The sequence below is a fragment of the Pseudomonas sp. M47T1 genome (assembly GCF_000263855.1).
Taxonomy (GTDB): domain Bacteria; phylum Pseudomonadota; class Gammaproteobacteria; order Pseudomonadales; family Pseudomonadaceae; genus Aquipseudomonas.
Genome location: NZ_AJWX01000004.1, coordinates 314,517 through 339,335 on the forward strand (window position 1 = coordinate 314,517; position 24,819 = coordinate 339,335).

A 24,819-nucleotide genomic window follows, 5' to 3' on the forward strand; every position below is an offset into this window, starting at 1 on the left:
CAGTGGGCTACGTACATTTTGTTTGTGTGGGAGTGGGCTCTGCCCACGAAAAGAGCGCTGCGATCGGTCGATACTTCACGGTGTTCTCTTCGCGGGCAGAGCCCGCTCCCACAAAAGCCCGGTCGTAGCGGCTCAGTTGAGATCCAGCTCCAGCCCGAACTGGCGCGACAGGCACGGCCACTGGCTCCAGGCATCGCCGGTTTCCTTGGCGCTCAGCTTGTCGCGGTACTGTTCCACCGACTCCAGCGCAAAGCTTTCATCATTGAGCATGTTATCCACCGAATGGTGCACCACTTCGTCCAGCTGGTTGGCGAAGGCTTCGCCAATCAGCTGGTGGGCGATGAGGTTGGCCACAGTGGTATCCAGCGGAATCAGCGGCTGCTGAAAGTGTTTGATGTACAGGTCGTTCACCTCTTCCACCAAGCGGTGGGCCAGGTAGGCTTCATCCAGCAGGCAGTCCAGCCCTTCATGCCCGCTCAGTTCCTTTGGCGGCTGGATGAAGTAGTGTTCGGCGATTTTCAGCACAGGTTTGATCTGCGACTCGATGCCGGCCTTGACCGCGACATCGTTTGCGGCGTCGAGCATGTCTGGAACCTGGTCGATGTAGGCTTTCACGAACCGGGTCAGCACGCCCTGGCGATCCGCTTCGGGAAGCTGGATGGCGGGGTGCAAATGGGGCAACTGTTTTTCCAGTTGCTGGGTCAGATGGCCGGTGTCGGCCTCGTGTTGATGGGCACGTTGGATCTGCTCGCGCAATGCGGCGGTGTTCATGAAGACTCCAGGGAGGAACGATTTCAAACGGAAGACCTAGGTTAGCTGGCTTCTGACGTTGTCTAAGACGCATTTGTCATAATTATTTAACCTTTATATGGAACGGCTATAACGCTGCGTTGTCTCGGGGCGCCAAGCCACGGTTTGCGTGGTAGCTCAAGCACGCGGGTTGCGCTGAAAATTTTCATTTCCGGCCATTCATTGCGCGCCTAGGGGCGCTGTCTATACTCGCCTTAGTAACGCGTTGCCTGATGCCCGACTGCAAGCGCAGCAAGGCCCCGGCCGTTAAAGTTCGCTGTCTTGACCGCCGCTCCCTTAGCCGTGGGCTTGCAAAGCCTGGGGTAGAACAAGAACGATAAGGGGAACCCGCGATGATGCGACATCCACAAGTCTGGATGGGCCTTGCGCTGTGGTCGACATTTACACCTGCCTACGCTGCCTGGACCACCAACATGGCACCGGGGGTGACGTCCATCAGCAATCAGGTCTTCGACCTGCACATGACCATCTTCTGGATCTGCGTGGTCATCGGCATCGTGGTGTTCGGCGCGATGTTCTGGTCGATGATCATCCACCGTCGTTCTACCGGCCAGGTAGCTGCTCATTTCCATGAAAGCACCAAGGTAGAAATCCTTTGGACCGTGGTGCCGCTGGTCATCCTGATTGTCATGGCCATCCCCGCTACCCGCACCCTGATCCGCATGTACGACACCAGCGAACCGGACCTGGACATCCAGATCACCGGCTACCAATGGAAGTGGCACTACAAGTACCTGGGCCAGGACGTGGAATTCTTCAGCAACCTGGCCACGCCCCAGGAGCAGATTCACAACCAGGCGCCCAAGGACGAACACTACTTGCTGGAAGTGGACAACCCGCTGGTGCTGCCAGTGGGCGTGAAGATCCGCTTTCTGGTGACCGCCGCCGACGTGATCCATTCCTGGTGGGTGCCGGCCTTCGCAGTGAAGCGCGATGCCATCCCAGGTTTCGTCAATGAAGCCTGGACGCGCATCGACAAGCCGGGCATCTACCGCGGCCAGTGCAGTGAACTGTGCGGCAAGGACCATGGTTTCATGCCCATCGTGGTGGAGGCCAAGACCCAGGCCGACTTCGACACCTGGCTGGGCGCGCGCAAGGCCGAGGCGGCCAAGCTCAAGGAACTGACCAGTAAGGACTGGACCCTGCAGGAGCTGGTGGAGCGTGGCGACAAGGTCTACCACACCACCTGCGTGGCCTGTCACCAGGCCGAAGGCCAGGGCCTGCCGCCGATGTTCCCGTCGCTCAAGGGTTCGCCCATAGCCACCGGGCCCAAGGAGGCGCACCTGAACCGGGTGTTCTTCGGCAAACCGGGCACGGCCATGGCCGCCTTCGGCAAGCAGCTGTCGGAAGTCGATATCGCCGCCGTGGTCACTTACGAACGTAACGCCTGGGGCAACAACAAGGGTGACATGGTCACGCCCAAGGATGTGCTCGCGTTGAAACAGGCCCAAGCCAAATAAACCGCGCAAGCGTGCTTGCCGAGGAAGACACGACATGAGTGCAGTGATCGACGATCATGGCCACACCGGGGATGACCACGCTCACGGCCCGGCCAAAGGCCTGATGCGCTGGGTGCTGACCACCAACCATAAAGACATTGGCACCCTGTACTTGTGGTTCAGCTTCTGCATGTTCCTGCTGGGCGGCTCGTTTGCCATGGTGATTCGTGCCGAACTGTTCCAACCCGGGCTGCAAATCGTGGAACCGGCATTATTCAACCAGATGACCACCATGCATGGCCTGGTCATGGTGTTCGGCGCCGTGATGCCGGCCTTCGTCGGCCTGGCCAATTGGATGATCCCGCTGATGATCGGCGCGCCGGACATGGCCCTGCCGCGCATGAACAACTTCAGTTTCTGGCTGCTGCCGGCTGCGTTCCTGCTGCTGGTGTCGACCCTGTTCAGCCCGGGCGGCGGGCCCAACTTTGGCTGGACCTTCTACGCCCCGCTGTCCACCACCTACGCCCCTGCCAGCGTGACGTTCTTCATCTTTGCCATCCACCTGATGGGCATCAGCTCGATCATGGGGGCGATCAACATCATCGCCACCATCCTCAACCTGCGGGCACCGGGCATGACCCTGATGAAAATGCCGCTGTTCGTCTGGACCTGGCTGATCACTGCGTTCCTGCTGATCGCGGTGATGCCGGTGCTGGCCGGCTGCGTGACCATGATGCTGATGGATATCCACTTCGGCACCAGCTTCTTCAGCGCTGCCGGTGGTGGCGACCCCGTGCTGTTCCAACATGTGTTCTGGTTCTTTGGCCACCCCGAGGTCTACATCATGATTTTGCCGGCGTTCGGCGCCATCAGCTCGATAATCCCGGCGTTTTCGCGCAAGCCGTTGTTCGGCTACACCTCGATGGTTTACGCCACCGCGAGCATCGCCTTTCTGTCCTTCCTGGTGTGGGCGCACCACATGTTTGTGGTCGGCATCCCCCTGGTGGGCGAGCTGTTCTTCATGTACGCCACCATGCTCATTGCCGTGCCCACCGGGGTGAAGGTGTTCAACTGGATCAGCACCATGTGGCAGGGTTCGCTGACCTTCGAGACGCCCATGCTGTTTGCCGTGGCCTTCGTGATTCTGTTCACCATCGGTGGCTTTTCCGGCCTGATGCTGGCCATCGCGCCCGCTGACTTCCAGTACCAGGACACCTATTTCGTGGTGGCGCACTTCCATTACGTGCTGGTGCCAGGGGCTATATTCGGGATTTTTGCCTCGGCGTATTTCTGGCTGCCGAAATGGACCGGCCACATGTACGACGAAACCCTCGGCAAACTGCACTTCTGGCTGTCGTTCATCGGGATGAACATGGCCTTCTTCCCCATGCATTTCGTTGGCCTGGCCGGCATGCCACGGCGGGTGCCGGACTACAACCTGCAGTTCGCCAACTTCAACATGGTGTCCTCGATTGGCGCCTTCACCTTTGGCGCCACGCAGATCTTCTTCCTGTTCATTGTCATCAAGACCATCCGCGGCGGCCCCCCTGCCCCGGCCAAACCCTGGGATGGCGCCGAGGGCCTGGAGTGGACCATTCCCTCGCCAGCGCCCTACCACACCTTCAGCACGCCGCCGGAGGTGAAATGAACACCCGCCGGCTGGTTAGCCGCTTGTTGTTGGTGGTGGTGGCAATGTTTGCCTTCGGCTTTGCGCTGGTGCCGCTGTACGACGTGATGTGCAAGACCTTCGGCATCAACGGCAAGACCGCCGGGCAGTACGAGGGCAGCCAGGTGGTGGACCCCAGCCGCGAGGTGCGCGTGCAGTTCATGCCCACCAACAATGCCGACATGGTCTGGGAGTTCTACTCCAAGGCGCCGGAAGTCACGGTGCACCCGGGCGCCGTCACGCAGATGATCTTTGTGGCGCGCAACCCCACCGACCATGCCATGAGTGCCCAGGCGGTGCCCAGCATCGCGCCGTCGGAAGCGGCGGCGTACTTCCACAAGACCGAATGCTTTTGTTTCACCCAGCAGGTACTGGACCCGGGTGAGCGCATCGAAATGCCGGTGCGTTTCATCGTCGATCGCGACCTGCCCAAGGACATCAAGCACCTGACGCTGGCCTACACGCTGTTCGATATCACCGCCCGGCACCCGCCGATCAAGACCGGCAGTTGATTGCATCAACCGGCAACAACGGAGAGCACCCACATGGCAACCCACCAACACTATTACGTTCCGGCGCAAAGCAAGTGGCCGATCATTGCCACGCTGGGCCTGCTGACCACGGTGTTCGGCCTGGGTACCTGGTTCAATGACCTGAAGGCGGCCCACGCCCATTCCCACGGGCCGCTGATTTTTTTTGTGGGTGCGCTGATCATTGCCTACATGATGTTTGGCTGGTTTGGCACGGTCATCAAGGAAAGCCGCGCGGGGCTGTACAGCCCGCAACTGGATCGCTCGTTCCGCTGGGGCATGTCGTGGTTCATTTTTTCCGAGGTGATGTTCTTTGTCGCCTTCTTCGGCGCACTGTTCTACGTGCGTAACATAGCCGGGCCGGCGCTTGGCGGCGAAGGCCCCAAGGGCATCGCGCACATGCTGTGGCCCAATTTCCAGTTCGCCTGGCCGCTGTTGCACACCCCCGACCCGGCACTGTTTCCACCGCCCAAGGGCGTGATCGACCCCTGGCACTTGCCGCTGATCAACACCATATTGCTGGTCAGCTCCAGCGTCACCGTGACCATTGCCCACCATGCGCTCAAGCGCGGCCATCGCGGGCCGCTGAAGCTGTGGTTGGCCGCCACCATCCTGCTGGGGGTGAGCTTTCTGTTCCTGCAGGCCCACGAGTATGTGGAGGCGTATGAAGAGCTGGGGCTGACCCTGGGCTCCGGCATCTATGGCGCCACCTTTTTCATGCTCACGGGTTTCCATGGTGCCCACGTGACCATGGGCACGCTGATTCTCACGGTGATGCTGATCCGCATCATGCGCGGGCACTTCGATGCCGATCACCAGTTCGGTTTCGAGGCCGCCAGCTGGTATTGGCACTTTGTCGACGTGGTGTGGGTGGGGCTGTTTATCTTCGTGTACGTGCTGTAGGCGCCATTACCAGGGGGCATGGGACGTCAGCTGGCCGCTGTAGAAACCCCACGCCACCAGGCCGATGGTCAGGGCGGCCAGGGTGACGCGCAACGTCAAGGCCTTGAGCAGGCGATCAGAACGCCCCTCGTCCTTGACCAGGAAGAACAGGCCGCTGAACAGGCTGGCGACCGTCGCCAGCAACATCAGCACAATCGCGGCTTTGAGCATGGCGAGACTCCAGAGGGGCAAGCGATGTATTCAAGTATAGCGAGGCGCTTTCGCCCAGGCTGGTTGCCAACCCTGGTGGTCATGGCGCTGCTGCCGCTGCTGGCCAGCCTGGGTGTCTGGCAACTGAACCGTGCCGAGGAGAAGCGCCAGCTGCTGGCCCTGGATGCCGAACACCGGTTGGCCGAACCCATCGCCAGCGCGCAGTTGCAAGGCCTGCAAGCACCCGCGTTTCGCCGGGTGTTGCTGCGTGGTCAATTCGACGCCGAGCACAGCCTGATGCTGGATAACCGCCAGCGCAATGGCCGCGTGGGCATCGAACTGTTGCAGCCGTTCCACGACCAGGCCAGCGACCTGTGGTTGCTGGTGAACCGGGGCTGGCTGCCCTGGCAGGACCGGCGCACGCCGCCGCACTTCGATACCCCTGCGCAGGTGGTGAACCTGGAGGCCTGGGTTTACGTACCCCCGGGCGCCACCTATCAACTGAGCGCCGACCCCATCAACCAGCCCTGGCCCCGGTTGGTTACCGCCTTTGATCCCAGTGCCATGTGGGGCGAGCTTGGGCGCGACGGTTATGGCCATGAACTGCGCCTGACGTCGGGGCCTGGCGCCTACCAGCTGGGCTGGCCGGTGGTGGCCCTGGGCCCGGAACAACATATCGGCTATGCCGTGCAGTGGTTCGCCATGACCCTGACCCTGGCGGGGCTGTACCTCTACTTTGGCTTCCATAACAAGAAGGAGAAGCGCCATGGGAGTGGCCATGAATCCACCCGGCCCGTCTGAGGCAAAGCCGGTGCCCACGCGCCGCAAGGGGCGGCTACAGCTTTTGCTGATCCTGCTGGTGACCGTTGGCCCCATGGTGCTGGCCACCTTCATGTACAAACTCAACTTCTGGGTGCCTGAAGGCCGCAGTTACCACGGCGAGTTGATCGCCAACGGCCAGAGCCGCGCCGACCTGGGCGTGCAGGCTGACGAAAAACGCTGGCAGATGCTGGTGACCACGCCCGGTGAATGCGCTGCCGATTGCCAGCAACTGGTGTACCTGGCGCGGCAGATCCAGATAGGCCTAGGCCGCGACGCCTCGCGCGCCAGCCATGCCTTGGCCGGGCCCGGGCCGCAAAGCGCCGAATACGAAGCCCGCCTGAGCCGCGAATACCCTCGATTGCAACGCTACCCGCTGGCTCTCGACAAGTACGCAACGATGGTGGAGGGCAAGCCCGGCCCGCACCTGTGGATTGTCGACCCTCACGGCAACCTGGTGCTGCGCTACGGCACCGGGGGCGATGGCAAGGATTTGCTCAACGACCTGCGCCAACTGCTCAAACTGTCCAACATAGGGTAGGAGCCACCATTATGGCCAAACCTGGATATCGCCTCGCCGTGCTGGCCACCCTGCTTGCCTTGCTGGTGGTATTGCTGGGTGCCTACACCCGGCTCACCCATGCGGGCCTGGGTTGCCCCGACTGGCCCGGCTGCTACGGCTTCATTACGGTACCCAGCTCCGATGCGCAGCTGGCCCATGCCCAGGCACATTTCCCCGAACACCCCGTGCAGCCGGAAAAAGGCTGGAGCGAGATGATTCACCGCTATTGTGCGGGTAGCCTGGCCTTGTTGGTGGGCTTGTTGGCCATGCAGGCCTGGCGTCGTCACGGCCGCGATGGCCAGCCTTACCGCCTGCCGCTGATCCTGCTGGGCGTGGTGGTGGCCCAGGCAGCATTCGGCATGTGGACGGTGACGCTGAAACTGTGGCCACAGGTGGTCACCTCGCACCTGCTGGGAGGTTTCGCCACCCTGAGCCTGCTGTTCCTGCTGAGCCTGCGTCTGTCCGCCGCGTTCGCCCCGCTACCCGGCGTCACCCCGCGCCTGCGCCGCTGGGCATTGCTGAGTCTGGGCCTGGTGGTTGGCCAGATCGCCCTGGGCGGCTGGGTCAGTTCCAACTACGCGGCCATGGCCTGCACCGACTTCCCGTTGTGCCAGGGTCAGTGGCTGCCCGATGCCGATTTCGCCAATGGCTTTCACCTTACCCAGCACATTGGCCCTGATTACCTGGGCGGCCACTTGGACAGCGAGGCGCGTACCGCCATCCATCTTACCCACCGGGCTGGCGCCTGCCTCTTGAGCCTGGCGCTGCTGGGGCTTGCCTGGCACCTGCGTGGTGAAGGCCAGGGGCGGATGGGTGCGGCGGTGCTGGCGGCGCTGGCGCTGCAAGTGACCCTGGGTATCAGCAACGTGGTGTTGCATTTGCCCTTGGCCGTGGCAGTGGCCCATAACGCAGGTGGGGCCATACTGTTGATGACACTGATTGCAGTGAACTACCGATTGCGCGCACTGCCCGTTCCACGGGCGGTTGTGCAGCGCCGCCATTGGCGCCCCCACCTGCCGGTGCTCTGGTCAGGTAAGTGACAACGAGGAGAAAGCCGATGAGTACGGCAACGGGCGACCACGTCCAGGCCGGTTGGCGCGACTACCTGGAGCTGACCAAGCCACGGGTGGTGGTACTGATGCTGATGACATCGCTGGTGGGCATGTTCCTGGCCACCCGCAGTGGCGTGCCCTGGACCGTACTGATACTTGGCAACCTGGGCATTGCCTTCTGCGCAGGTGGCGCGGCCGTGATCAACCACGTGGTAGACCGGCGCATCGATGCCCTCATGGCCCGCACCCACAAGCGCCCTATTGCCGAAGGACGCCTGGGGCCGGGCGCGGCCCTGGGCTTCGCCGCCGCGCTGGCGCTGACAGGCATGGCCTTGCTGCTGGTGTTCACCAACCCCTTGTGTGCGTGGCTGACGCTGGCTTCGCTGCTGGGGTACGCGGTGGTCTACACCGGCTTTCTCAAGCGTGCCACGCCGCAGAATATCGTCATCGGCGGCCTGGCGGGGGCCGCGCCGCCCATGCTGGGTTGGGTGGCGGTAACCGGGCATCTGAGCGCCGAGCCGTTGCTGCTGGTGCTGATCATCTTCGCCTGGACCCCGCCGCATTTCTGGGCGCTGGCCATCCACCGGCGCGAGGAATACGCACGTGCCGAAATCCCCATGCTGCCGGTGACCCACGGTGTGTACTACACCAAGGTGCATATCCTGCTCTACACCGGCCTGATGCTGGCGGCCACCCTGTTGCCCTACGTGATTCGCATGAGTGGCCTGCTCTACCTGTTCTGCGCCCTGGGCCTGGGCGCACGCTTCCTGCAATGGGCCGTGGTGCTGTACCGTGGCAGCAATCCGCACGCGGCCATGAGCCTGTTCAAGTACTCGATCTGGTACCTGTTGCTGCTGTTCATCGCCCTGCTCGTCGATCATTACCTGTTGCTGAGCCTATGACCCGAGTCCAGAAGACCGTCTTCATCCTTGCCGCCATTGTTGCGATCATCATCGGCCTGACCGTGCACCGCGTGCTGCAGGACAACCGCGAGGGCGCCAACACGTCGTTCATCGACGCCGGCATCATCCTGTTGCCCGAGCACCGCACCGTGCCGTCGGTGACCATGACCGACCAGGACGGCAAGCCAGTGGCGCTGGACGATTTGAAAGGCAAATGGAGCCTGCTGTTCTTCGGCTACACCTTCTGCCCGGACATCTGCCCCACTACCTTGGCGCAACTGCGCCAGGTCAAGAGCGAGCTGCCGGCGGCGGCCGCGGCGCGTCTGCAGGTCATTTTGGTCAGCGTTGACCCGAGCCGCGATACACCGCAGCAGCTCAAGCAGTACCTGGGTTATTTCGACAAGGATTTTCGTGGGTTTACGGGGGATGGCAGCGGTTTGCAGAAACTGGCCAACGGCTTGAGCATTCCATACATTGCGGCGGACACCAGCAAGCCCAACTACACCGTGGAGCACAGTGGCAACCTGGCGTTGCTGGGGCCGGATGGTACCCAGAGGGGCTTTATTCGTTCGCCCCTGAACGGGCCGAAGCTGGTGGCGCAGTTGCCGGCGCTGGTGCAGCGCAACTAATGTGATACCGCGACACGACGAGCTGCTGCCGAAGGCTGCAAAGGCCCGCGCAGCGGGCCCAGGGTCAGAATCACACCGCCCAAGGCCCCGTCACAGGCGCCGCTTTAGAACGCCGGGATGATCGCGCCTTTGTACTTGTCCTGAATGAACGCTTTCACCTCAGGACTGTGCAGCGCCGCTGCCAGCTTCTGCATGGCGGGCGAATCCTTGTTGTCCGGGCGGGCCACCAGGATGTTGACGTAAGGCGAGTCGTTGCCCTCGATGGCCAGGGCATCCTTGGACGGGTCCAGCTTGGCTTCCAATGCGTAGTTGGTGTTGATCAGCGCCAGGTCAACCTGGGTCAGCACGCGCGGCAGGGTCGCAGCTTCCAGCTCACGGATTTTCAGGTCCTTGCTGTTCTCGACGATGTCCTTGGGCGTGGACAGGATGTCGGTCGGGTTCTTCAGCTTGATCAGGCCCACTTTCTGCAGCAGCAACAATGCACGGCCGCCGTTGGTGGCATCGTTGGGGATGACCACGTTGGCGCCGCCCGGCAGGTCGGCCAGTTTCTTCCACTTGCTCGAATAGGCGCCCAGTGGCTCCAGGTGCACGCCGGTCACGGCGACCAGGTTAGTGCCCTTGCCCTTGTTGAACTCATCCAGGTACGGCTGGTGCTGGAAGAAGTTGGCGTCCAGGCGCTTCTCCGCTACCTGCACATTGGGCTGGATGTAGTCGGTGAACACCTTCACGTTCAGGTCCACGCCTTCCTTGGCCAGCTGCGGCTTTACGAATTCGAGGATTTCGGCGTGGGGCACGGCGGTGGCCGCAACGGTCAGGGTGTCGTTGGCGTGGGCCGACAGCGCGGCCACGGCGGCAAAGGCCGCCAGCAGTTTTTTCATTATCAGCTCCTTGTGGGGCTCGACGAGCCCCGGGCGCCGGGGCAAGGGCCGCGGCGGGTCATTCAATTACAGACGTTTACTTGCGCGAGAAGTGCACCACCAGCTTGTCGCCGATGGTCTGCAACACCTGCACCAGCACCACCAGGATAACCACGGTGACAATCATCACGTCAGTCTGGAAGCGCTGATAACCAAAGCGGATCGCCAGGTCACCGAGGCCGCCAGCACCGACTACACCGGCCATTGCAGTGTAGGAAACCAGGGTGATTGCCGTCACGGTAATCGCCGCGATGATGCCAGGCATTGCCTCGGGCAGCAGCGCATTCATGATGATCTGCCGAGGTGTGGCGCCCATCGACTGGGTAGCCTCGATGATGCCGCGGTCCACTTCACGCAGGGCGGTTTCCACCAGCCGCGCGAAGAACGGCGTGGTACCGATGACCAGCGGCGGAATCGCGCCCGCCACACCCAGCGAGGTGCCGGTGATCAGCACGGTGACCGGGATCAGTACAATCAGCAGAATGATGAATGGCAGCGAACGCAGCACGTTCACGCACAGCGCCAGCAAGGCGTAGAGGCCCTTGTTCTCGAACAGCTGGCGTGGGCCGCAGATGAACAGCAGCACGCCCAGCGGCAGGCCCAGCAGCACGGTAAAGATCAGCGAGGCGCCGAGCATCACCATGGTGTCATTGGTGGCTTCGAGAATCTCGGACCAGTCGACGTTGGCGAAGTAATTGAGAAAGTCCATCAGCGCAGCACCTCCATATGAACGTCTGCAGAGGTGAAGCGGGCGAAGGCAGCGTCCATGTCGCCACCGGTAATGGCCAGGGTCAGTTGCCCGTATGGCGTGTCTTTGATGCGGTCGATGCGGCCAGCCAGGATGCTGTAGTCCACGCCGGTTTCACGGGCGACGGTGCCCAGCAGCGGCGCATAGGTTGCTTCGCCCTGGAAGGTCAGGCGCACGATGCGACCCGGCACGTGGGCGAAATCGGCACGCTGGTCGTTCTCGTCGACTTCTTCGTCTTCCTGGACAAAGCGCTTGGTGGTGGGGTGCTTGGGGTGCAGGAACACTTCCGCCACGGGGCCCTGCTCGACGATCACGCCGGCATCCATCACCGCCACCTGGTCACACACCCGGCGGATCACGTCCATCTCGTGGGTGATAAGGACGATGGTCAGTTTCAGTTCGCGGTTGATCTCGGCCAGCAGTTGCAGCACCGACGCCGTGGTCTGCGGGTCGAGGGCACTGGTGGCCTCGTCACATAGCAGTACCTTGGGGTTGGTGGATAGGGCGCGGGCAATGCCCACGCGCTGCTTCTGGCCGCCAGACAGCTGCGCCGGGTACTTCTTCGCATGGTCGGACAGACCGACACGCTCCAGAAGCGCGGCGACACGCTTGTTGATTTCGCTGGCAGACAATTCGCCCGCCAGGCGCAGCGGCAGCGCGACGTTGTCGGCCACGGTCTTGGACGCCAGCAGGTTGAAGTGTTGGAAGATCATGCCGACCTGCTGGCGGAAGCGGCGCAGGTGGTTGGCATCGAACGCGGTGACGTCTTCGCCATCCACGATGATCTTGCCGCCGCTTGGCGCCTCAAGGCGGTTGATCAGGCGCAGGAGGGTACTTTTGCCAGCACCCGAGTGGCCAATCAGGCCGAAGACCTGGCCGTTCTCGACGGTCAGGTTGGTAGGGTGCAGCGCGGGGATTTCCCTACCGTTTACGCGGTAGGTTTTATGGACATTTTGGAACTCGATCACGTAGCGAACCTTGTGGGGCGCATGGAAAGGGGGGCGTGGGTTAGCCGGTCGCGCATTTTAGCCTGTCCGTATAGATAGACTTAGCATTTATTTTCTAAACATCCTTTCATTCGGCAATAAGGCGATCAAAGGCGTTCAAAATAAAAGGAACGGCCGTAAAACAGGCCAGTCACTACCTAGGCATCTCTATCATCCCTGCCCGTGACAGGGATTTTCGCCCATGCAGATCACCCGCAACGGGGCTGCCGATGAGGAGTCTAGGACAGATGAAAAAGAATTCGCCCACTTCGACCAAAAGCGAAGCCGCTGGTACCGACACACCGGACCGCGCCAATACCAATGCCAAGCTCGACAGCCTGGAAACCTTTCGCTCCGACGCTACTGGCCAGGCCCTGAGGACCAACCAGGGGGTCAAGGTCAGCGACAACCAGAACACGCTTAAAGCCGGCGCGCGCGGCCCTTCGCTGCTGGAAGATTTCATCATGCGCGAGAAAATCACGCATTTTGACCATGAGCGCATTCCCGAGCGCATTGTTCATGCCCGCGGTACCGGTGCGCACGGCTATTTCCAGACTTATGAGGCGCACTCCCAGCTGACCAAGGCAGGTTTCCTTCAGGATCCGTCGAAACAGACCCCTGTATTCGTGCGTTTTTCCACGGTACAGGGCCCCCGTGGCTCCGGCGACACCGTCCGCGATGTGCGCGGCTTTGCCGTCAAGTTCTATACCGATGAAGGCAATTTTGACTTGGTTGGCAACAACATGCCGGTGTTTTTCATCCAGGATGCCATCAAGTTTCCCGATTTCGTCCATGCAGTGAAGCCCGAGCCGCACAATGAAATACCCACGGGCGGCTCAGCCCACGATACTTTCTGGGACTTCGTATCGCTGGTGCCGGAATCGGCGCACATGGTGATCTGGACCATGTCCGACCGGGCCATCCCGAAAAGCCTGCGCACCATGGAAGGCTTCGGTATTCACACCTTCCGCCTGATCAATGCCGAGGGTAAGTCCAGCTTCGTGAAGTTCCACTGGAAGCCTAAGGCCGGCGTGTGCTCGCTGGTGTGGGACGAAGCGCAGAAACTGGCGGGCAAGGATACCGACTACCATCGGCGGGACCTGTGGGAAGCCATCGAGATGGGCGACTACCCCGAATGGGAGTTCGGCGTGCAGATCGTCCCGGAAGAAGATGAGCACAAGTTTGACTTCGACCTGCTGGACCCTACCAAGATCATCCCGGAAGAACTGGTGCCCGTGACGCCGTTGGGCAAGATGGTGCTCAACCGCAACCCCGACAACTACTTTGCCGAAACCGAGCAGGTCGCCTTCTGCCCAGGCCACATCGTGCCCGGCATCGACTTCTCCAACGACCCATTGCTACAGGGCCGACTGTTCTCCTACACCGATACCCAGATCAGCCGTCTGGGCGGGCCGAACTTCCATGAGATCCCCATCAATCGCCCGCTGGCGCCCAACCACAGTAGCCAGCGCGACGCTCAGCACCGCGTCACCATCGACAAGGGCCGGGCTTCCTACGAGCCCAATTCCATTGATGGCGGCTGGCCAAAGGAAACCCCGGCGGCGGCCCAGGATGGCGGCTTTGTGTCCTACCCCGAACGCATCGAGGCCCACAAGATTCGCCAGCGCAGTGAGTCGTTCGCCGATCACTTCTCCCAGGCACGGCTGTTCTTTCACAGCCTGAGTAAGCCTGAACAGGAGCATGTGATCGCGGCCTACAGCTTCGAACTGGGCAAGGTCGATCGTGAGCATATTCGTATTCGCGAGGTAAACGAGATTCTCGCCAACATTGACCTGGACCTGGCTGCCCGCGTGGCTGCCAACCTCGGCCTGCCGGCGCCCAAGGCCGGGACCGTGAAGGTGCCGGAGCCTTCGCTAAAGGCATCCCCGGCGCTAAGCCAATTGAACTTGCTGTCGGGCGACATCAAGGGGCGCAAGGTGGCCATCCTGGTGGCCAACGGTGTCGACGGCAGTCAGGTCGATGCTGTGAAGAAAGCGCTGGCCGCCGAAGGTGCACACGCCAAGGTGCTGGGCCCGACCTCGGCGCCGGTGAAGACGGCTGATGGCAAGGCACTGCCGGTGGATGCTTCGGCCGAGGGGCTGCCGTCAGTGGCGTTCGATGCAGTATGGGTGCCCGGTGGCAAGGCGTCGGTGCAGGCGCTGGGCGGTGACGGCGTGGCGTTGCACTTCCTGCTGGAAGCCTACAAGCACTTGAAAGCCATTGGCGTGAACACCGAGGCCAAGGCTTTGATCGACGGGCTGAAGCTTGAAGAGGACGCCGGGCTGGTGGCAGGTGACGACGCCAAGGCCCACAGAGCCTTCATCGAGGCCATCGCCAAGCACCGCGTATGGGACCGCGAGCCAAAAGCCAAGGCAGTCCCGGCCTGACAGCTCGTCCCTGGTAGAAGCATCCGCCGTCTGTGGGGGCGGGTCCTACCCGCGAAAAGTACACCGTGGAGTGCCAGATACTCCGCAGTGCTTGCTTCGCGGGTAGAACCCGCTCCCACGGTTGTTTATGGCCCCTGGCGAAGGGGAATTATGGCTTGCGGGGCGTCAGCACCACCTGTGCCGCCTGGTTGCGCACAACCTTGTGGCCCAGCTGCCATTGCAGATCAGGCGCCAGCTTGTCCACACGCTTCTTGATCAGCGCTTGCAACCACGGCCAATCCTGGGTGCGCGGCACCACCACCAGCACGTCACAGTGGTAATTCACCACGTCGGTAGCGATGTCATCCAGCTGGCGCTGCAAGGCTCGGCTTTCAGTAATGTTCAAGGCCACCGGCGTGCTCTGGGCCGTAGGGTCGATGACCTTCGCTACAGGCTTGGTTTCGGCTGCCTGCAAGGCGGCCTCGGCCTTGTCCAGCTCGGCCTTGCGCCCCTGGCGGATCGGGCCGTTGGCGCCACCGGTGAGGGCCGGGGCCTTGGGCATCAGCACGCGGGCACGGGCCAGCGCGGTGGCGGCGGCATTGACGTCACCCTTCTGCAGAACGATCTGGCTGCGTTGCAGGTAAGCTTCGGCCAACTGGCGCTGGTAAGGCTCCAGGCGCGGGTCATCCGGGCTCTGCTTTTGCAGTGTGCCCAACTGGTCCTCGGCGGTGGCCAACTCGCCGCTGTCGATATTCTGTTGCAACTGCAGAAACGCATCAGTCACCGGCGCGGGGGCGTCGGGCTGCAGCGTGTGGCTCTGGCAAGCGCCCAATATGAGCGAAAATGCGGCAAGGAGCAGATAACGGGAGGCGAACGGCTTCATTCCTGCGACTCTCTATTTGCGCAAAAAGCGAGCAAGTCTACACCCTGTCTGGTGACACGAAAATAACCTGTGACAGATCACCGCCGTTATCGACGGGGCAGCGCAAAGCTCAATAGGAACAGTGTAGCGGCGCAGACGACGATTGACGGCCCGGCCGGCGTGTCTTTGAACCACGACATTGCCAGCCCGGCACACACCGCGATCACCCCGAGAATACTGGCGCCCAAGGCCATTTGCTCCGGGGATCGGGCATGGCGCTGGGCCGCTGCCGCCGGGATGATCAGCAGCGAGGTGATCAGTAGCACGCCGACTATTTTCATCGCCACGGCAATGACGATGGCAATCAACAGCATCAATGTCATGCGCAGGGCGGCGACCGGCAGGCCTTCCACCCGTGCCAGTTCTTCGTGCACTGTCACGGCCAGCAGCGGGCGCCACAGGGCCAGCACCAGGGCCATGACCGCGGCACTGCCACCCAGAATCCAGGCCAGGTCAGTGGGGCTGATCGCCAGCAGGTCGCCGAACAGGTAGCTCATCAGGTCGATACGCACATCGTGCATGAAGCTCAGCACCACCAGGCCCAGCGACAGCGTGCTGGGCGCCAGGATGCCCAGCAGGGTGTCCGAAGCCAGTGGTTGGCGCTGTTGCAGGGTGACCAGCACAATCGCCAACAGCAGGCAGCCCACGGTCACGGCCAGCGCCGGACTGACGTCCAGGACGAAGCCCAGGGCCACGCCAAGCAGCGCGGCGTGGGACAGGGTATCGCCGAAATAGGCCATGCGCCGCCACACCACGAACGAGCCCAGGGGGCCGGCAACCACTGCCAGGGACAAGCCAGCCAGCAAGGCATAAAGCAGAAAATCAGCCATGCTTGCAGCCGTCTCCATGTACGTGGGGGGTAAGGATGCCCGAGTGCTTGCCATCGCCCGCCACGACCTGGCCATGCAGGTCGTGGGCATGGTCGTGGTGGTGGTGATACACCGCCAGGCTGGGGGCGTGGTCGCCGAACAGCTCGACAAAGGCCGGGTCGCCGCTGACCTGCTCAGGGTGCCCGGAACAGCAGACGTGGCGGTTCAGGCACACCACCTGGTCGGTGGTGCTCATCACCAGGTGAAGGTCGTGGGACACCATCAGCACGCCGCAGCCATGACGGTCCCGCAGGCGCGTGATCAGGCTGTACAGCTCGGCCTGGCCGGCCACGTCCACGCCTTGCACCGGCTCGTCCAGTACCAGCAGTTGCGGCTCGCGCAGCAGCGCGCGGGCTAGCAGCACGCGCTGCATTTCGCCGCCGGAAATGTTCTGCACCGGGCTGTCGATGACCTGCTCGGCGCCTACCTCGGCCAGTGCCGCCATGGCGCGCGGGCGGTCAACGCCAGGCACCAGGCGCAGGAAACGCAGCACCGACAGCGGCAGCGTCGGGTCTACGTGCAGTTTTTGCGGCATGTAGCCAATGCGTAGCTTGGGCTTGCGCCACACCAGGCCGCTGTCAGGCTTGAGCAGGCCAAGCACGGCGCGCACCAGCGTGGTCTTGCCAGCGCCATTGGGGCCGATCAGGGTGACGATTTCGCCACTGCGAACGCTCAGCTCGATGTTGTCCAGCACGGCCTGCCCGGCAAACGTGACGGCCACCTGTTCCAGGCGGATCAGGGCGTCGCTCATCAGGCGGCCTGGCAGGCCGAGCAAAGGCCAACCACTTCCACGGTCTGGCCCTCGACACGGAAGCCCACTTCGGCTGCGCTGGCAACGATGGCCTGGCTGATGGAAGGTTGTTCCAGCTCAAGCGCCACGTGGCATTCGCGGCAGATCAGGAACTGGCCCTGATGCGCGTGTTCCGGGTGGTTGCAGCCGATGAAGGCATTGAGCGAGGCGATGCGGTGCACCAGGCCGTTTTCCAACAGGAAATCCAGCGCCCGGTATACAGTGGGCGGCGCGGCGCGGCGGCCATCCTGTTCGCTGAGCACGGCCAGAATGTCGTAGGCACCCAGCGGCTTGTGGCTTTGCCACACCAACTCCAGTACCCGACGGCGCAAGGCAGTCAGGCGCAGGCCCATGCGCGCGCACAGGGCATCGGCTTCCGACAGGGCGCTGTGCACGCAGTGGGAATGATCGTGAGGGCGGTTGGCCAGCGGGGTATTGGGCATGAGCGGCGACGATATCAGTAAGAGACGTTATTATATTACCTTTTCTTGTCCAGTCGAGTGGTCATTGTGTCCCGCCAATTCAAGCTTTTTGTCGCTTTTTGCCTCGCCACTGCCGTAACGCTGCCTGCTCAGGCCGACGTTCGCGTGCTTACCAGCATCAAGCCGCTGCAACTGATTGCTGCTGCCGTGCAGGATGGCGTGGGCACTCCGCAAGTGCTGCTGCCGCCGGGTGCTTCGCCGCATCATTACGCACTGCGGCCTTCCGACGTACGGCGCGTGGGCGATGCCGACCTGCTGTACTGGATCGGCCCGGACATGGAAGGGTTCCTGCCCCGCGTGGTGGCCACTCGCAGCAAGCCGACCGTGACCATTCAGGATCTGGCCGGCCTGAAGCTGCGCCATTTCACGGCTGACAGCCAGTCCCACGAAGAGGCCGACCCGGACGAGCACGATCACGACCATCGCCCCGGTAGCCTGGACTCGCACCTGTGGCTGTCGACGTTCAATGCGCGGGTGATTGCCGCGCGCATGGCGGCGGACCTGAGCAAGGCCGACCCGGCCAATGCCGCGCGCTATGACGCCAACCTCAAGGCGTTCGACGGCCGCCTGGACAGCCTGGACGCGCGTTTGAAAACGCGCATGGCCGGGGTGGCGGGCAAGCCGTTCTTCGTGTTCCACGAAGGCTTCGATTATTTCGAGGATGAGTTCGGCGTGAAGCACACCGGCGTGTTCAGCGTGGCCGCTGAAGTGCAGCCGGGCGCCCAGCACGTGGCGGCAATGCGCGCGCGGTTGCAGGAAGTGGGCAAATCTTGCGTGTTCAGCGAGCCACCGGCGCGCCCGCGCCTGGCCGAGACCCTGACCGCCGGCCTGCCGGTGCGCCTGGCAGAGCTGGATGGCCTGGGTGGCTTCGCCGAAGCGTCGCCGAAAGGCTACGAACAGCTGATGGAAAAACTGGGTAACGATTTGGCAGGTTGCCTGGATCAACTCTGAATCTGCACTGTAGCCGCAGCCTGACGGCAGCGGCTACAGGTGAAAAGGCGAACGGCGTTACAACGCGAACGGCAGCGCCACGCTGACCTTCTGGCGCAACGCCAGGCGGTGTTCGAACTCCGCCGGGTCATGGATCAGCACGTCCATCCCGGCGAACGCCTGTGCAGCCACCAGCCGCGACAGCCAGAAACGCACGCACGCCACACGCAGCATCACCGGCCACAACTCGGCCTCTGTCGCCGTGAACGGCCGCAGCCCGGCATAGGCACCCAGCATCGCTCGCGCGCGCGGCGCGTCCAGCGCACCGGTGGCGTCCGAGCACCAGTCATTCAGGCTGATGGCCAAGTCATACAGCATCGGGCCCGAGCAGGCGTTGTAGAAGTCGATCACGCCCGTCAGGTGCGTGCCTTCGAACATGGCGTTGTCACGAAACAGGTCAGCGTGCAGGTTGGCGCGCGGCAAGGCCAGGATCTGCGCCTTATGGGCCTTGATCTCCTCCAGTGCGCTGCGCAGCAGGCCGGCGGCTTCGCTGCCCAGCTGGCCGATCTGGCGCTCGCCCTCTTCCAGCATCCAGTCCAGGCCACGGTCGGTCTTGCGCTCCAGCACGTGGTCGCGGGTGGCCAGGTGAATGTGGCTGATCAGCTCGCCCATCTGCACGCAATGCTGGCTGTTGGGTTCCTTGATGTGCTTGCCCGGCAGGCGCGGTTGCAGCAGCGCCGGCTTGCCTGCCAGCTCGCGCAGAGCCACGCCGTCGGTGGTGCGCAGCGCGTAGGGCACCGGCAGGTCGGCTTCGTGCAGCACATCCAGCAGCTCCACGAAATACGGCAGGTCCTGGACCGGGCCGCGTTCAACCAATGTCAGGACGTACTCGCCCTGTTCCAGGCTGATGAAGAAATTGCTGTTCTCGGTTCCGGCAGCAATGCCCTGGAAGTCGCGCAGACGGCCCAGGCCATAAGGTGCGAGAAAGGTTTCAAGCTCAGGCCGCGACAGGGGTGTAAACACTGACATGAAAAGTTTGCCCATACTGGCACCCCCGTAGGAGATGCCCGGTTGAAGTTAAGGTTGAGTCATTTCCATTCGAAGATCTTCCATGCCGGTATCAGCATGTCCGGCTGGTCGGACCGGATGTAGTTGGCATCGGTGCCATCGGCACGAACCAGGAAATACGGCTTGCCGTGTTTCGGGGTGACCTTGATTGCGTACAGGAAGCCATTTTGCCGGTATTCCTGGACAGTTTTGTCGCCTTCCTGGCGAATGGTGACATCCGGATCAGCCGTGACCGCTTCGTCGGCGGCCATGACGGCCATCGCAGAAGCAATCAACACACTGGCCAGCAACAAGCGTTTAGCGGTTCGCATGATAACCTTGTCCCTTTGTCGTCAATGTTCCGGACATTCTAGCGCCGGACCCGCCGAAAAGGTTGATTCTGCTCATGAGCAAAGCTCCCCTCGTCCTGGTGGACGGTTCTTCCTACCTGTATCGGGCGTTCCATGCCCTGCCACCGCTGACCACCTCCAAGGGAATGCCGACCGGCGCGGTGAAGGGCGTGCTGAACATGCTCAAGAGCCTGCGCAAGCAGTATCCAGATAGCCCCTTTGCCGTGGTATTCGACGCCAAAGGCGGCACGTTCCGCGACGAAATGTTCGCTGACTACAAGGCCAACCGCCCCAGCATGCCCGACGATCTGCGCGTGCAGGTAGAGCCATTGCACGCCAGCGTGCGCGCCCTGGGTTACCCCTTGCTGTGTGTGGAAAACGTGGAAGCCGACGACGTGATCGGCACCCTGGCGCGCAGCAGCGCGGCGGCGGACCGCCCGGTGATCATCTCCACCGGTGACAAGGACATGGCCCAGTTGGTGGATGGCCACGTGACCCTGGTCAACACCATGACCGGCAGTGTCATGGACATTGAAGGGGTCAAGGAGAAATTCGGCGTAGGCCCTGAGCACATCATCGACTACCTGGCCCTGATGGGCGACAAAGTCGACAATATCCCCGGCGTCCCCGGCGTAGGGGAAAAAACCGCAGTCGGCCTTCTGGTGGGTATCGGCGGTGGCCTCAAGGAGTTGTACGAGAACCTCGACAAGGTCCCTGCCCTGCCCATCCGCGGCGCCAAGAACTTGCCCGCCAAGCTTGAAGAACACAAGGACATGGCGTTCCTGTCCTACCAGCTGGCCACCATCAAGATCGACGTGGCCCTGGACGTGGAAGTGGAAGCCCTGGTGTGCGGCGAGCCGGACCGCGAGGCGCTGGTGGAGCTGTACACCGAGCTTGAGTTCAAGAGCTGGATCGATGAAGTACAGCGCGACGCCAAGCGTGCCGGTCAGGAAGTCGTGGCCGAGGTGGCGCCGGTGGCTGCCGTGGAAACCGTCTACGAAACCATCCTTGATCAGGCACGCTTCGACGTGTGGTTGGAAAAGCTGAACAACGCCGAACTGTTCGCCTTCGACACCGAAACCACCGGCCTGGATGCTCAGAAGGCCCAGCTGGTAGGCCTGTCGTTCGCCGTGCGGCCCCACGAAGCGGCCTACATTGCGCTGACTCATTCCTATATGGGCGCCCCCGAGCAGTTGGACCGCGACACCGTGCTGCGCGCGCTCAAGCCGCTGCTCGAAGACCCGACCAAGTTAAAGGTCGGCCAGAACGCCAAGTACGACATGAACATCCTGGCCAACTGCGCCATCGGCGGCGACCCTGCCCAGGGCATTGCCGTGCAGGGCGTGAAATTCGACACCATGCTCGAATCCTACGTGCTGGACTCCACCGCTACCCGCCACGACATGGACAGCCTGGCTGCCAAGTACCTGGGCCACACCACGATTACCTTCGAACAGATTGCCGGCAAGGGTGCCAAGCAGCTGACCTTCGACCAGATCCCCCTGGAGCAGGCCGGGCCGTACGCGGCTGAAGACGCCGACATCACCCTGCGCCTGCACCAGCTGTTCCAGGCCAAGTTGGCCGCCGCGCCCAGCCTGTTGACCGTGGTGGATGACATCGAGATGCCGCTGGTGCCGGTACTGGCCAAGATCGAGCGCCAGGGCGCATTGGTCGATGCCGCCTTGCTGGGCGTACAGAGCGGCGAGCTGGGCACTAAGCTGGCTGAGCTGGAGCGCCAGTCTTTTGAAATCGCCGGCGAGGCGTTCAACCTGGGTTCGCCCAAGCAGTTGGGCGCCATCCTCTACGAAAAACTGGGCATGCCGGTGCTCAACAAGACCGCCAAGGGCCAGGCTTCCACGGCTGAAGCGGTGCTGGCCGAGCTGGCCGAGCAGGACTTCCCGCTGCCCAAGGTACTGATGCAGTACCGTTCGCTGAGCAAACTGAAAAGCACCTACACCGATCGTCTGCCCGAGCAGATTAACCCGCGTACCGGCCGTATCCACACCTCGTATCACCAGGCCGTGGCGGCCACCGGGCGGTTGTCGTCCAGCGACCCGAACCTGCAGAACATCCCGATCCGCACCGCCGAAGGCCGGCGCATTCGCCAGGCGTTCGTGGCGCCCAAGGGCTACAAGCTGCTGGCCGCGGACTACTCGCAGATCGAGCTGCGCATCATGGCCCACCTGGCCAAGGACGAGGGCTTGCTGCACGCCTTCCAGAACAACCTGGACGTTCACCGGGCCACGGCCGCGGAAGTGTTCGGCGTGGAACTGGACCAGGTCACCACCGACCAGCGGCGCAGCGCCAAGGCCATCAACTTTGGCCTCATCTACGGCATGAGTGCCTTTGGCCTGGCCAAGCAGATTGGCGTGGACAACAAGCAGGCCAAGGAATACATCGATCGCTACTTCACCCGCTACCCCGGCGTGCTGGCCTACATGGAGCGCACCCGCGCCCAGGCGGCCGAGCAGGGTTACGTAGAGACGCTGTTTGGTCGCCGCCTGTACCTGGCCGACATCAACGCCAAGAACCCTGCCCTGCGCAAGGGCGCCGAGCGCACCGCCATCAACGCCCCGATGCAGGGCACTGCGGCCGACATCATTAAACGCGCCATGGTGGCCGTGGACAATTGGCTGAGCGAATCGGGCCTGGACGCCCGGGTGATCCTGCAGGTACACGATGAACTGGTGCTGGAAGTGCGCGAGGACCTGGTTGCTCAGGTGAGCGAGCAGATTCGTCCGCACATGAGCAGCGCGGCCGAGTTGGACGTACCGCTGCTGGTGGAAGTGGGCGTGGGCGATAACTGGGACGAGGCGCACTGACAGCAATACGCAGGCCCCGCAGGCGCTGCGGGGCGGCCATCCGTCGCCAGGCTGCGAAAAAGTCCGCAGGACCTTCCTGCGGTGTTCAGCCGATCGCGGGCCCGCGCCCCGCAGGTCCTGCAGCTCGCCCGGTACCAGACGGCCGCCATGCGGGATATGGCCTAACGCGACACCTGCTTAGGAGAATTAGTTTTGAGCAGTTCGGGAACTAAACCTGTCAAACACGACTCAGAGTAACTGAATGGCTGGTGAAGCCGTTCGATGCTCCTATGTTGTGTTAAGTGTTGGCAGATATCTGGACCCCGCCCTAGCGGTCCGGAACTTGAACCCCGAACTTCCCCCTCCCCATACGAAGTCCGGGGTTTTTTTTGCCCGCGATTTGACTGATTTAGCGGTAGCCGCTACCGCAAGGCTGCGGCTACAAAGGTCGCCAATCAGCTTAAGCGTCAACCTTGTCCGGCAACTCCATCCAGCGCGCCAGCACGGCGTAGGCGTCTTCAAGGCCCATGCGCTTGGGCGCGGAGAACAGCTGGATGCTCACGGCATCGCCCCAGCCCTTGCGGATTTCCGACTGAACCTTGAGCAGCGTGTTCTTGGCCGCGCCGTAGGTCAGCTTGTCGGCCTTGGTCAGCAGGATATGCATGGGCATGTGGCTGGCCACCGACCAATCGAGCATCAACAGGTCGAAATCGGTCATGGGATGGCGGATGTCCATCATCAGGATCAAGCCCTTGAGGCTTTCACGGCTGCCCAGGTACGCCTCCAGGTGGCGCTGCCAGTGCTGCTTGAGCGGGATAGGCACCTTGGCGTAACCGTAACCGGGCAAGTCCACCAGGCGGCGTTCTTCGTCCAGCTCGAAGAAGTTCAGCAGTTGTGTGCGCCCCGGGGTCTTGGATGTGCGCGCCAGGCTGGCGTGGGTCAGGGTATTCAGGGCACTGGACTTTCCGGCGTTGGAGCGGCCGGCAAAGGCCACTTCAAAGCCTTCGTCGTCGGGGCACTGGTCGACCTTGGCGGCGCTGAGCGAGAAGGTAGCCTGTTGGCACAGACCGAGGATGGGGTTTTTGACTTGCATGTGATTTCCGCTGTGGGGCGACGCCGGGCAAGGGCCCAGGCAGGCGGGTCGTTTCCGCTTCGCTGACGTCGGTAGTATATAATGCCGTAGATTTCGTGTGTGCTTTGTCCTGCCGCTGGGGGGACGCACACCGGGGGCATTTTCAGTTGTCATTGCGCATTAGACCGCAAATTCCCCCAACCCTGAACCTCTCGTTTCAGGACGAAATAGCGGCTTGCTGCTAGCGTCTCTGATGTAACCCAGGGTTTCAAGGCTATGCCGCCACGTGAATTGTGCACGGACAGCAGTGCCGAAGACTACAAGACCGTAATCCAATGGATGAGCGGCCCAAGCCTGCGGCACCAAACTTTCACCCTTAGCCGTAGTTGGATTAGCTGATGAAAAAAATAATAGTGAGTCTGCTGTTGGCAGTAGGAATCACAGGTGTGGCCCAAGCGGCGGGTGACCCGGCCGCCGGGCAGGCAAAGGCGGCGGTCTGTGGTGCCTGCCACGGCCCCGATGGCAACAGCATGGCGCCCAACTTTCCCAAGCTGGCCGGGCAAGGTGATCGCTACTTGGAAAAACAGTTGCACGACATCAAGTCGGGCAAGCGCCAGGTGCCTGAAATGACCGGCCTGCTGACCAACCTCAGCGATCAGGACCTGGCTGACCTCGCCGCTTATTTCAATAGCCAGAAAGGCAGCGTCGGCGCCGCCGACCCCAACCTGGTGGGCAGGGGCGAGGCGCTGTTTCGCGGCGGCAAGCTGGACACCGGCATGCCTGCCTGCACCGGCTGTCATTCGCCCAATGGCGTTGGCAACCCCATGGCCGGCTTCCCGCACCTGGGCGGGCAGCACGCCCAGTACGTGACCAAGCAACTTACCGACTTTCGTGAAGGCAACCGCACCAACGACGGTGACACCATGGTCATGCGCAGCATTGCCGCGAAACTCAGCAACAAGGATATCGAGGCTATCGCTTCCTACGTGCAGGGCCTGCACTGATCGCGTTGTCGCGTCTTGAAATGAAACAATTAAA

General features: G+C 62.3%; 25 protein-coding genes and 1 pseudogene. 14 read left to right on the top strand and 12 right to left on the bottom strand.

Annotation, left to right across the window (positions count from 1 at the left end; genetic code table 11):
• Positions 1 to 132: 132 nt before the first annotated feature.
• Entirely contained in the window at positions 133 to 771 is a 639-nt protein-coding gene (locus PMM47T1_RS07220; protein ID WP_043300816.1) for a hypothetical protein, read from the bottom strand.
• 371 nt (positions 772 to 1,142) lie between these two features.
• Here PMM47T1_RS07220 and coxB point away from each other — a divergent pair, with 371 nt between their 5' ends.
• From coxB to PMM47T1_RS07240, 4 genes are read left to right on the top strand one after another with little or no spacing between them, the layout of a single operon-like run.
• The gene (gene coxB / locus PMM47T1_RS07225; protein WP_008367198.1) at positions 1,143 to 2,270 is read left to right on the top strand and encodes a cytochrome c oxidase subunit II; all 1,128 of its coding nucleotides are present in this window, start codon (positions 1,143 to 1,145) and stop codon (positions 2,268 to 2,270) included.
• 34 nt (positions 2,271 to 2,304) lie between these two features.
• Positions 2,305 to 3,897, top strand: a complete 1,593-nt coding sequence (gene ctaD, locus PMM47T1_RS07230; protein WP_008367199.1) for a cytochrome c oxidase subunit I — start codon at positions 2,305 to 2,307, stop codon at positions 3,895 to 3,897.
• Positions 3,894 to 4,427 (top strand): cytochrome c oxidase assembly protein, encoded by a 534-nt coding sequence (locus tag PMM47T1_RS07235; protein ID WP_008367200.1) that lies wholly within the window; start codon positions 3,894 to 3,896, stop codon positions 4,425 to 4,427. The genes ctaD and PMM47T1_RS07235 overlap by 4 nt, the downstream gene beginning before the upstream one ends.
• 33 nt (positions 4,428 to 4,460) lie before the next feature.
• On the top strand, positions 4,461 to 5,348 hold the full coding sequence (locus PMM47T1_RS07240) for a cytochrome c oxidase subunit 3 (RefSeq protein WP_008367201.1): 888 nt from the start codon (positions 4,461 to 4,463) through the stop codon (positions 5,346 to 5,348).
• 6 nt (positions 5,349 to 5,354) lie between these two features.
• Here the strand turns inward: PMM47T1_RS07240 and PMM47T1_RS07245 are convergent, their stop codons facing one another.
• Positions 5,355 to 5,558: a twin transmembrane helix small protein gene (locus PMM47T1_RS07245; RefSeq protein WP_008367202.1), complete on the bottom strand. Its 204-nt coding sequence runs from the start codon at positions 5,556 to 5,558 to the stop codon at positions 5,355 to 5,357.
• Positions 5,559 to 5,582: 24 nt separating this feature from the next.
• Between PMM47T1_RS07245 and PMM47T1_RS07250 the strand changes: the two genes are divergently transcribed.
• From PMM47T1_RS07250 to PMM47T1_RS07270, 5 genes are read left to right on the top strand one after another with little or no spacing between them, the layout of a single operon-like run.
• Positions 5,583 to 6,338, top strand: coding sequence for an SURF1 family protein (locus tag PMM47T1_RS07250; protein ID WP_043300817.1), 756 nt, complete (start codon positions 5,583 to 5,585; stop codon positions 6,336 to 6,338).
• The gene (locus PMM47T1_RS07255; protein WP_008367206.1) at positions 6,304 to 6,897 is read left to right on the top strand and encodes a hypothetical protein; all 594 of its coding nucleotides are present in this window, start codon (positions 6,304 to 6,306) and stop codon (positions 6,895 to 6,897) included. Before PMM47T1_RS07250 ends, PMM47T1_RS07255 begins: the two co-directional genes overlap by 35 nt.
• Positions 6,898 to 6,908: 11 nt before the next feature.
• Positions 6,909 to 7,958 (top strand): COX15/CtaA family protein, encoded by a 1,050-nt coding sequence (locus tag PMM47T1_RS07260; protein WP_008367208.1) that lies wholly within the window; start codon positions 6,909 to 6,911, stop codon positions 7,956 to 7,958.
• A 17-nt stretch (positions 7,959 to 7,975) separates the two neighbouring features.
• Positions 7,976 to 8,872, top strand: coding sequence for a heme o synthase (gene cyoE, locus PMM47T1_RS07265; protein ID WP_008367210.1), 897 nt, complete (start codon positions 7,976 to 7,978; stop codon positions 8,870 to 8,872).
• Positions 8,869 to 9,501: an SCO family protein gene (locus tag PMM47T1_RS07270; RefSeq protein ID WP_008367211.1), complete on the top strand. Its 633-nt coding sequence runs from the start codon at positions 8,869 to 8,871 to the stop codon at positions 9,499 to 9,501. Before cyoE ends, PMM47T1_RS07270 begins: the two co-directional genes overlap by 4 nt.
• 104 nt (positions 9,502 to 9,605) lie before the next feature.
• Here the strand turns inward: PMM47T1_RS07270 and PMM47T1_RS07275 are convergent, their stop codons facing one another.
• The 3 genes from PMM47T1_RS07275 to PMM47T1_RS07285 form a co-directional block, all read right to left on the bottom strand.
• On the bottom strand, positions 9,606 to 10,379 hold the full coding sequence (locus PMM47T1_RS07275; protein WP_008367215.1) for a MetQ/NlpA family ABC transporter substrate-binding protein: 774 nt from the start codon (positions 10,377 to 10,379) through the stop codon (positions 9,606 to 9,608).
• 76 nt (positions 10,380 to 10,455) lie between these two features.
• Positions 10,456 to 11,127, bottom strand: coding sequence for a methionine ABC transporter permease (locus tag PMM47T1_RS07280; protein WP_008367217.1), 672 nt, complete (start codon positions 11,125 to 11,127; stop codon positions 10,456 to 10,458).
• The gene (locus PMM47T1_RS07285) at positions 11,127 to 12,134 is read right to left on the bottom strand and encodes a methionine ABC transporter ATP-binding protein (RefSeq protein WP_008367219.1); all 1,008 of its coding nucleotides are present in this window, start codon (positions 12,132 to 12,134) and stop codon (positions 11,127 to 11,129) included. Before PMM47T1_RS07285 ends, PMM47T1_RS07280 begins: the two co-directional genes overlap by 1 nt.
• Before the next feature lie 266 nt (positions 12,135 to 12,400).
• On the opposite strand from PMM47T1_RS07285, the gene katE reads away from it, so the two are divergent.
• The gene (katE, locus tag PMM47T1_RS07290; protein ID WP_008367221.1) at positions 12,401 to 14,539 is read left to right on the top strand and encodes a catalase HPII; all 2,139 of its coding nucleotides are present in this window, start codon (positions 12,401 to 12,403) and stop codon (positions 14,537 to 14,539) included.
• Between the two features lie 148 nt (positions 14,540 to 14,687).
• Here the strand turns inward: katE and PMM47T1_RS07295 are convergent, their stop codons facing one another.
• The 4 genes from PMM47T1_RS07295 to zur form a co-directional block, all read right to left on the bottom strand.
• Positions 14,688 to 15,401, bottom strand: a complete 714-nt coding sequence (locus PMM47T1_RS07295) for a PA5502 family lipoprotein (protein WP_008367223.1) — start codon at positions 15,399 to 15,401, stop codon at positions 14,688 to 14,690.
• An 86-nt stretch (positions 15,402 to 15,487) separates the two neighbouring features.
• Positions 15,488 to 16,270 (bottom strand): zinc ABC transporter permease subunit ZnuB, encoded by a 783-nt coding sequence (gene znuB, locus PMM47T1_RS07300; RefSeq protein WP_008367226.1) that lies wholly within the window; start codon positions 16,268 to 16,270, stop codon positions 15,488 to 15,490.
• Positions 16,263 to 17,060 (bottom strand): zinc ABC transporter ATP-binding protein ZnuC, encoded by a 798-nt coding sequence (znuC, locus tag PMM47T1_RS07305; RefSeq protein ID WP_008367228.1) that lies wholly within the window; start codon positions 17,058 to 17,060, stop codon positions 16,263 to 16,265. The genes znuB and znuC overlap by 8 nt, the downstream gene beginning before the upstream one ends.
• Positions 17,060 to 17,542, bottom strand: coding sequence for a zinc uptake transcriptional repressor Zur (gene zur, locus PMM47T1_RS07310; protein ID WP_008367230.1), 483 nt, complete (start codon positions 17,540 to 17,542; stop codon positions 17,060 to 17,062). Before zur ends, znuC begins: the two co-directional genes overlap by 1 nt.
• A gap of 66 nt (positions 17,543 to 17,608) precedes the next feature.
• On the opposite strand from zur, the gene PMM47T1_RS07315 reads away from it, so the two are divergent.
• On the top strand, positions 17,609 to 18,532 hold the full coding sequence (locus PMM47T1_RS07315; protein WP_008367232.1) for a zinc ABC transporter substrate-binding protein: 924 nt from the start codon (positions 17,609 to 17,611) through the stop codon (positions 18,530 to 18,532).
• Positions 18,533 to 18,589: 57 nt separating this feature from the next.
• Here PMM47T1_RS07315 and PMM47T1_RS07320 read toward each other — a convergent pair whose 3' ends face one another.
• Both PMM47T1_RS07320 and PMM47T1_RS07325 read right to left on the bottom strand, forming a co-directional pair.
• The gene (locus PMM47T1_RS07320) at positions 18,590 to 19,540 is read right to left on the bottom strand and encodes a homoserine kinase (RefSeq protein ID WP_008367233.1); all 951 of its coding nucleotides are present in this window, start codon (positions 19,538 to 19,540) and stop codon (positions 18,590 to 18,592) included.
• 59 nt (positions 19,541 to 19,599) lie between these two features.
• On the bottom strand, positions 19,600 to 19,890 hold the full coding sequence (locus PMM47T1_RS07325) for a DUF2782 domain-containing protein (RefSeq protein WP_008367235.1): 291 nt from the start codon (positions 19,888 to 19,890) through the stop codon (positions 19,600 to 19,602).
• A gap of 74 nt (positions 19,891 to 19,964) precedes the next feature.
• Here PMM47T1_RS07325 and polA point away from each other — a divergent pair, with 74 nt between their 5' ends.
• A complete protein-coding gene (gene polA / locus PMM47T1_RS07330) occupies positions 19,965 to 22,730 on the top strand; it encodes a DNA polymerase I (RefSeq protein WP_008367236.1) in 2,766 nt (921 codons plus the stop codon).
• Between the two features lie 439 nt (positions 22,731 to 23,169).
• Here the strand turns inward: polA and yihA are convergent, their stop codons facing one another.
• Positions 23,170 to 23,802, bottom strand: a complete 633-nt coding sequence (gene yihA / locus PMM47T1_RS07335; RefSeq protein WP_008367238.1) for a ribosome biogenesis GTP-binding protein YihA/YsxC — start codon at positions 23,800 to 23,802, stop codon at positions 23,170 to 23,172.
• A gap of 225 nt (positions 23,803 to 24,027) precedes the next feature.
• On the opposite strand from yihA, the pseudogene PMM47T1_RS30785 reads away from it, so the two are divergent.
• Together PMM47T1_RS30785 and PMM47T1_RS07340 are read left to right on the top strand one after the other, a co-directional pair.
• A pseudogene (locus tag PMM47T1_RS30785) lies at positions 24,028 to 24,180 on the top strand (hypothetical protein); the annotation flags it as partial.
• The gene (locus PMM47T1_RS07340; protein WP_043300819.1) at positions 24,180 to 24,785 is read left to right on the top strand and encodes a c-type cytochrome; all 606 of its coding nucleotides are present in this window, start codon (positions 24,180 to 24,182) and stop codon (positions 24,783 to 24,785) included. The pseudogene PMM47T1_RS30785 and the gene PMM47T1_RS07340, both read left to right, overlap by 1 nt.
• Positions 24,786 to 24,819: the final 34 nt, after the last annotated feature.

Coding starts and splice junctions, on each gene's coding strand:
- PMM47T1_RS07270 (WP_008367211.1), top strand. CDS start 8,869: ATGACCCGAGTCCAGAAGACCGTCTTCATCCTTGCCGCCATTGTTGCG.
- PMM47T1_RS07260 (WP_008367208.1), top strand. CDS start 6,909: ATGGCCAAACCTGGATATCGCCTCGCCGTGCTGGCCACCCTGCTTGCC.
- PMM47T1_RS07295 (WP_008367223.1), bottom strand. CDS start 15,401: ATGAAGCCGTTCGCCTCCCGTTATCTGCTCCTTGCCGCATTTTCGCTC.
- znuC (WP_008367228.1), bottom strand. CDS start 17,060: ATGAGCGACGCCCTGATCCGCCTGGAACAGGTGGCCGTCACGTTTGCC.
- PMM47T1_RS07325 (WP_008367235.1), bottom strand. CDS start 19,890: ATGCGAACCGCTAAACGCTTGTTGCTGGCCAGTGTGTTGATTGCTTCT.
- coxB (WP_008367198.1), top strand. CDS start 1,143: ATGATGCGACATCCACAAGTCTGGATGGGCCTTGCGCTGTGGTCGACA.
- katE (WP_008367221.1), top strand. CDS start 12,401: ATGAAAAAGAATTCGCCCACTTCGACCAAAAGCGAAGCCGCTGGTACC.
- polA (WP_008367236.1), top strand. CDS start 19,965: ATGAGCAAAGCTCCCCTCGTCCTGGTGGACGGTTCTTCCTACCTGTAT.
- PMM47T1_RS07275 (WP_008367215.1), bottom strand. CDS start 10,379: ATGAAAAAACTGCTGGCGGCCTTTGCCGCCGTGGCCGCGCTGTCGGCC.
- PMM47T1_RS07280 (WP_008367217.1), bottom strand. CDS start 11,127: ATGGACTTTCTCAATTACTTCGCCAACGTCGACTGGTCCGAGATTCTC.
- PMM47T1_RS07220 (WP_043300816.1), bottom strand. CDS start 771: ATGAACACCGCCGCATTGCGCGAGCAGATCCAACGTGCCCATCAACAC.
- PMM47T1_RS07320 (WP_008367233.1), bottom strand. CDS start 19,540: ATGTCAGTGTTTACACCCCTGTCGCGGCCTGAGCTTGAAACCTTTCTC.
- PMM47T1_RS07240 (WP_008367201.1), top strand. CDS start 4,461: ATGGCAACCCACCAACACTATTACGTTCCGGCGCAAAGCAAGTGGCCG.
- PMM47T1_RS07245 (WP_008367202.1), bottom strand. CDS start 5,558: ATGCTCAAAGCCGCGATTGTGCTGATGTTGCTGGCGACGGTCGCCAGC.
- PMM47T1_RS07255 (WP_008367206.1), top strand. CDS start 6,304: ATGGGAGTGGCCATGAATCCACCCGGCCCGTCTGAGGCAAAGCCGGTG.
- PMM47T1_RS07250 (WP_043300817.1), top strand. CDS start 5,583: ATGTATTCAAGTATAGCGAGGCGCTTTCGCCCAGGCTGGTTGCCAACC.
- znuB (WP_008367226.1), bottom strand. CDS start 16,270: ATGGCTGATTTTCTGCTTTATGCCTTGCTGGCTGGCTTGTCCCTGGCA.
- cyoE (WP_008367210.1), top strand. CDS start 7,976: ATGAGTACGGCAACGGGCGACCACGTCCAGGCCGGTTGGCGCGACTAC.
- ctaD (WP_008367199.1), top strand. CDS start 2,305: ATGAGTGCAGTGATCGACGATCATGGCCACACCGGGGATGACCACGCT.
- yihA (WP_008367238.1), bottom strand. CDS start 23,802: ATGCAAGTCAAAAACCCCATCCTCGGTCTGTGCCAACAGGCTACCTTC.
- PMM47T1_RS07235 (WP_008367200.1), top strand. CDS start 3,894: ATGAACACCCGCCGGCTGGTTAGCCGCTTGTTGTTGGTGGTGGTGGCA.
- zur (WP_008367230.1), bottom strand. CDS start 17,542: ATGCCCAATACCCCGCTGGCCAACCGCCCTCACGATCATTCCCACTGC.
- PMM47T1_RS07340 (WP_043300819.1), top strand. CDS start 24,180: ATGAAAAAAATAATAGTGAGTCTGCTGTTGGCAGTAGGAATCACAGGT.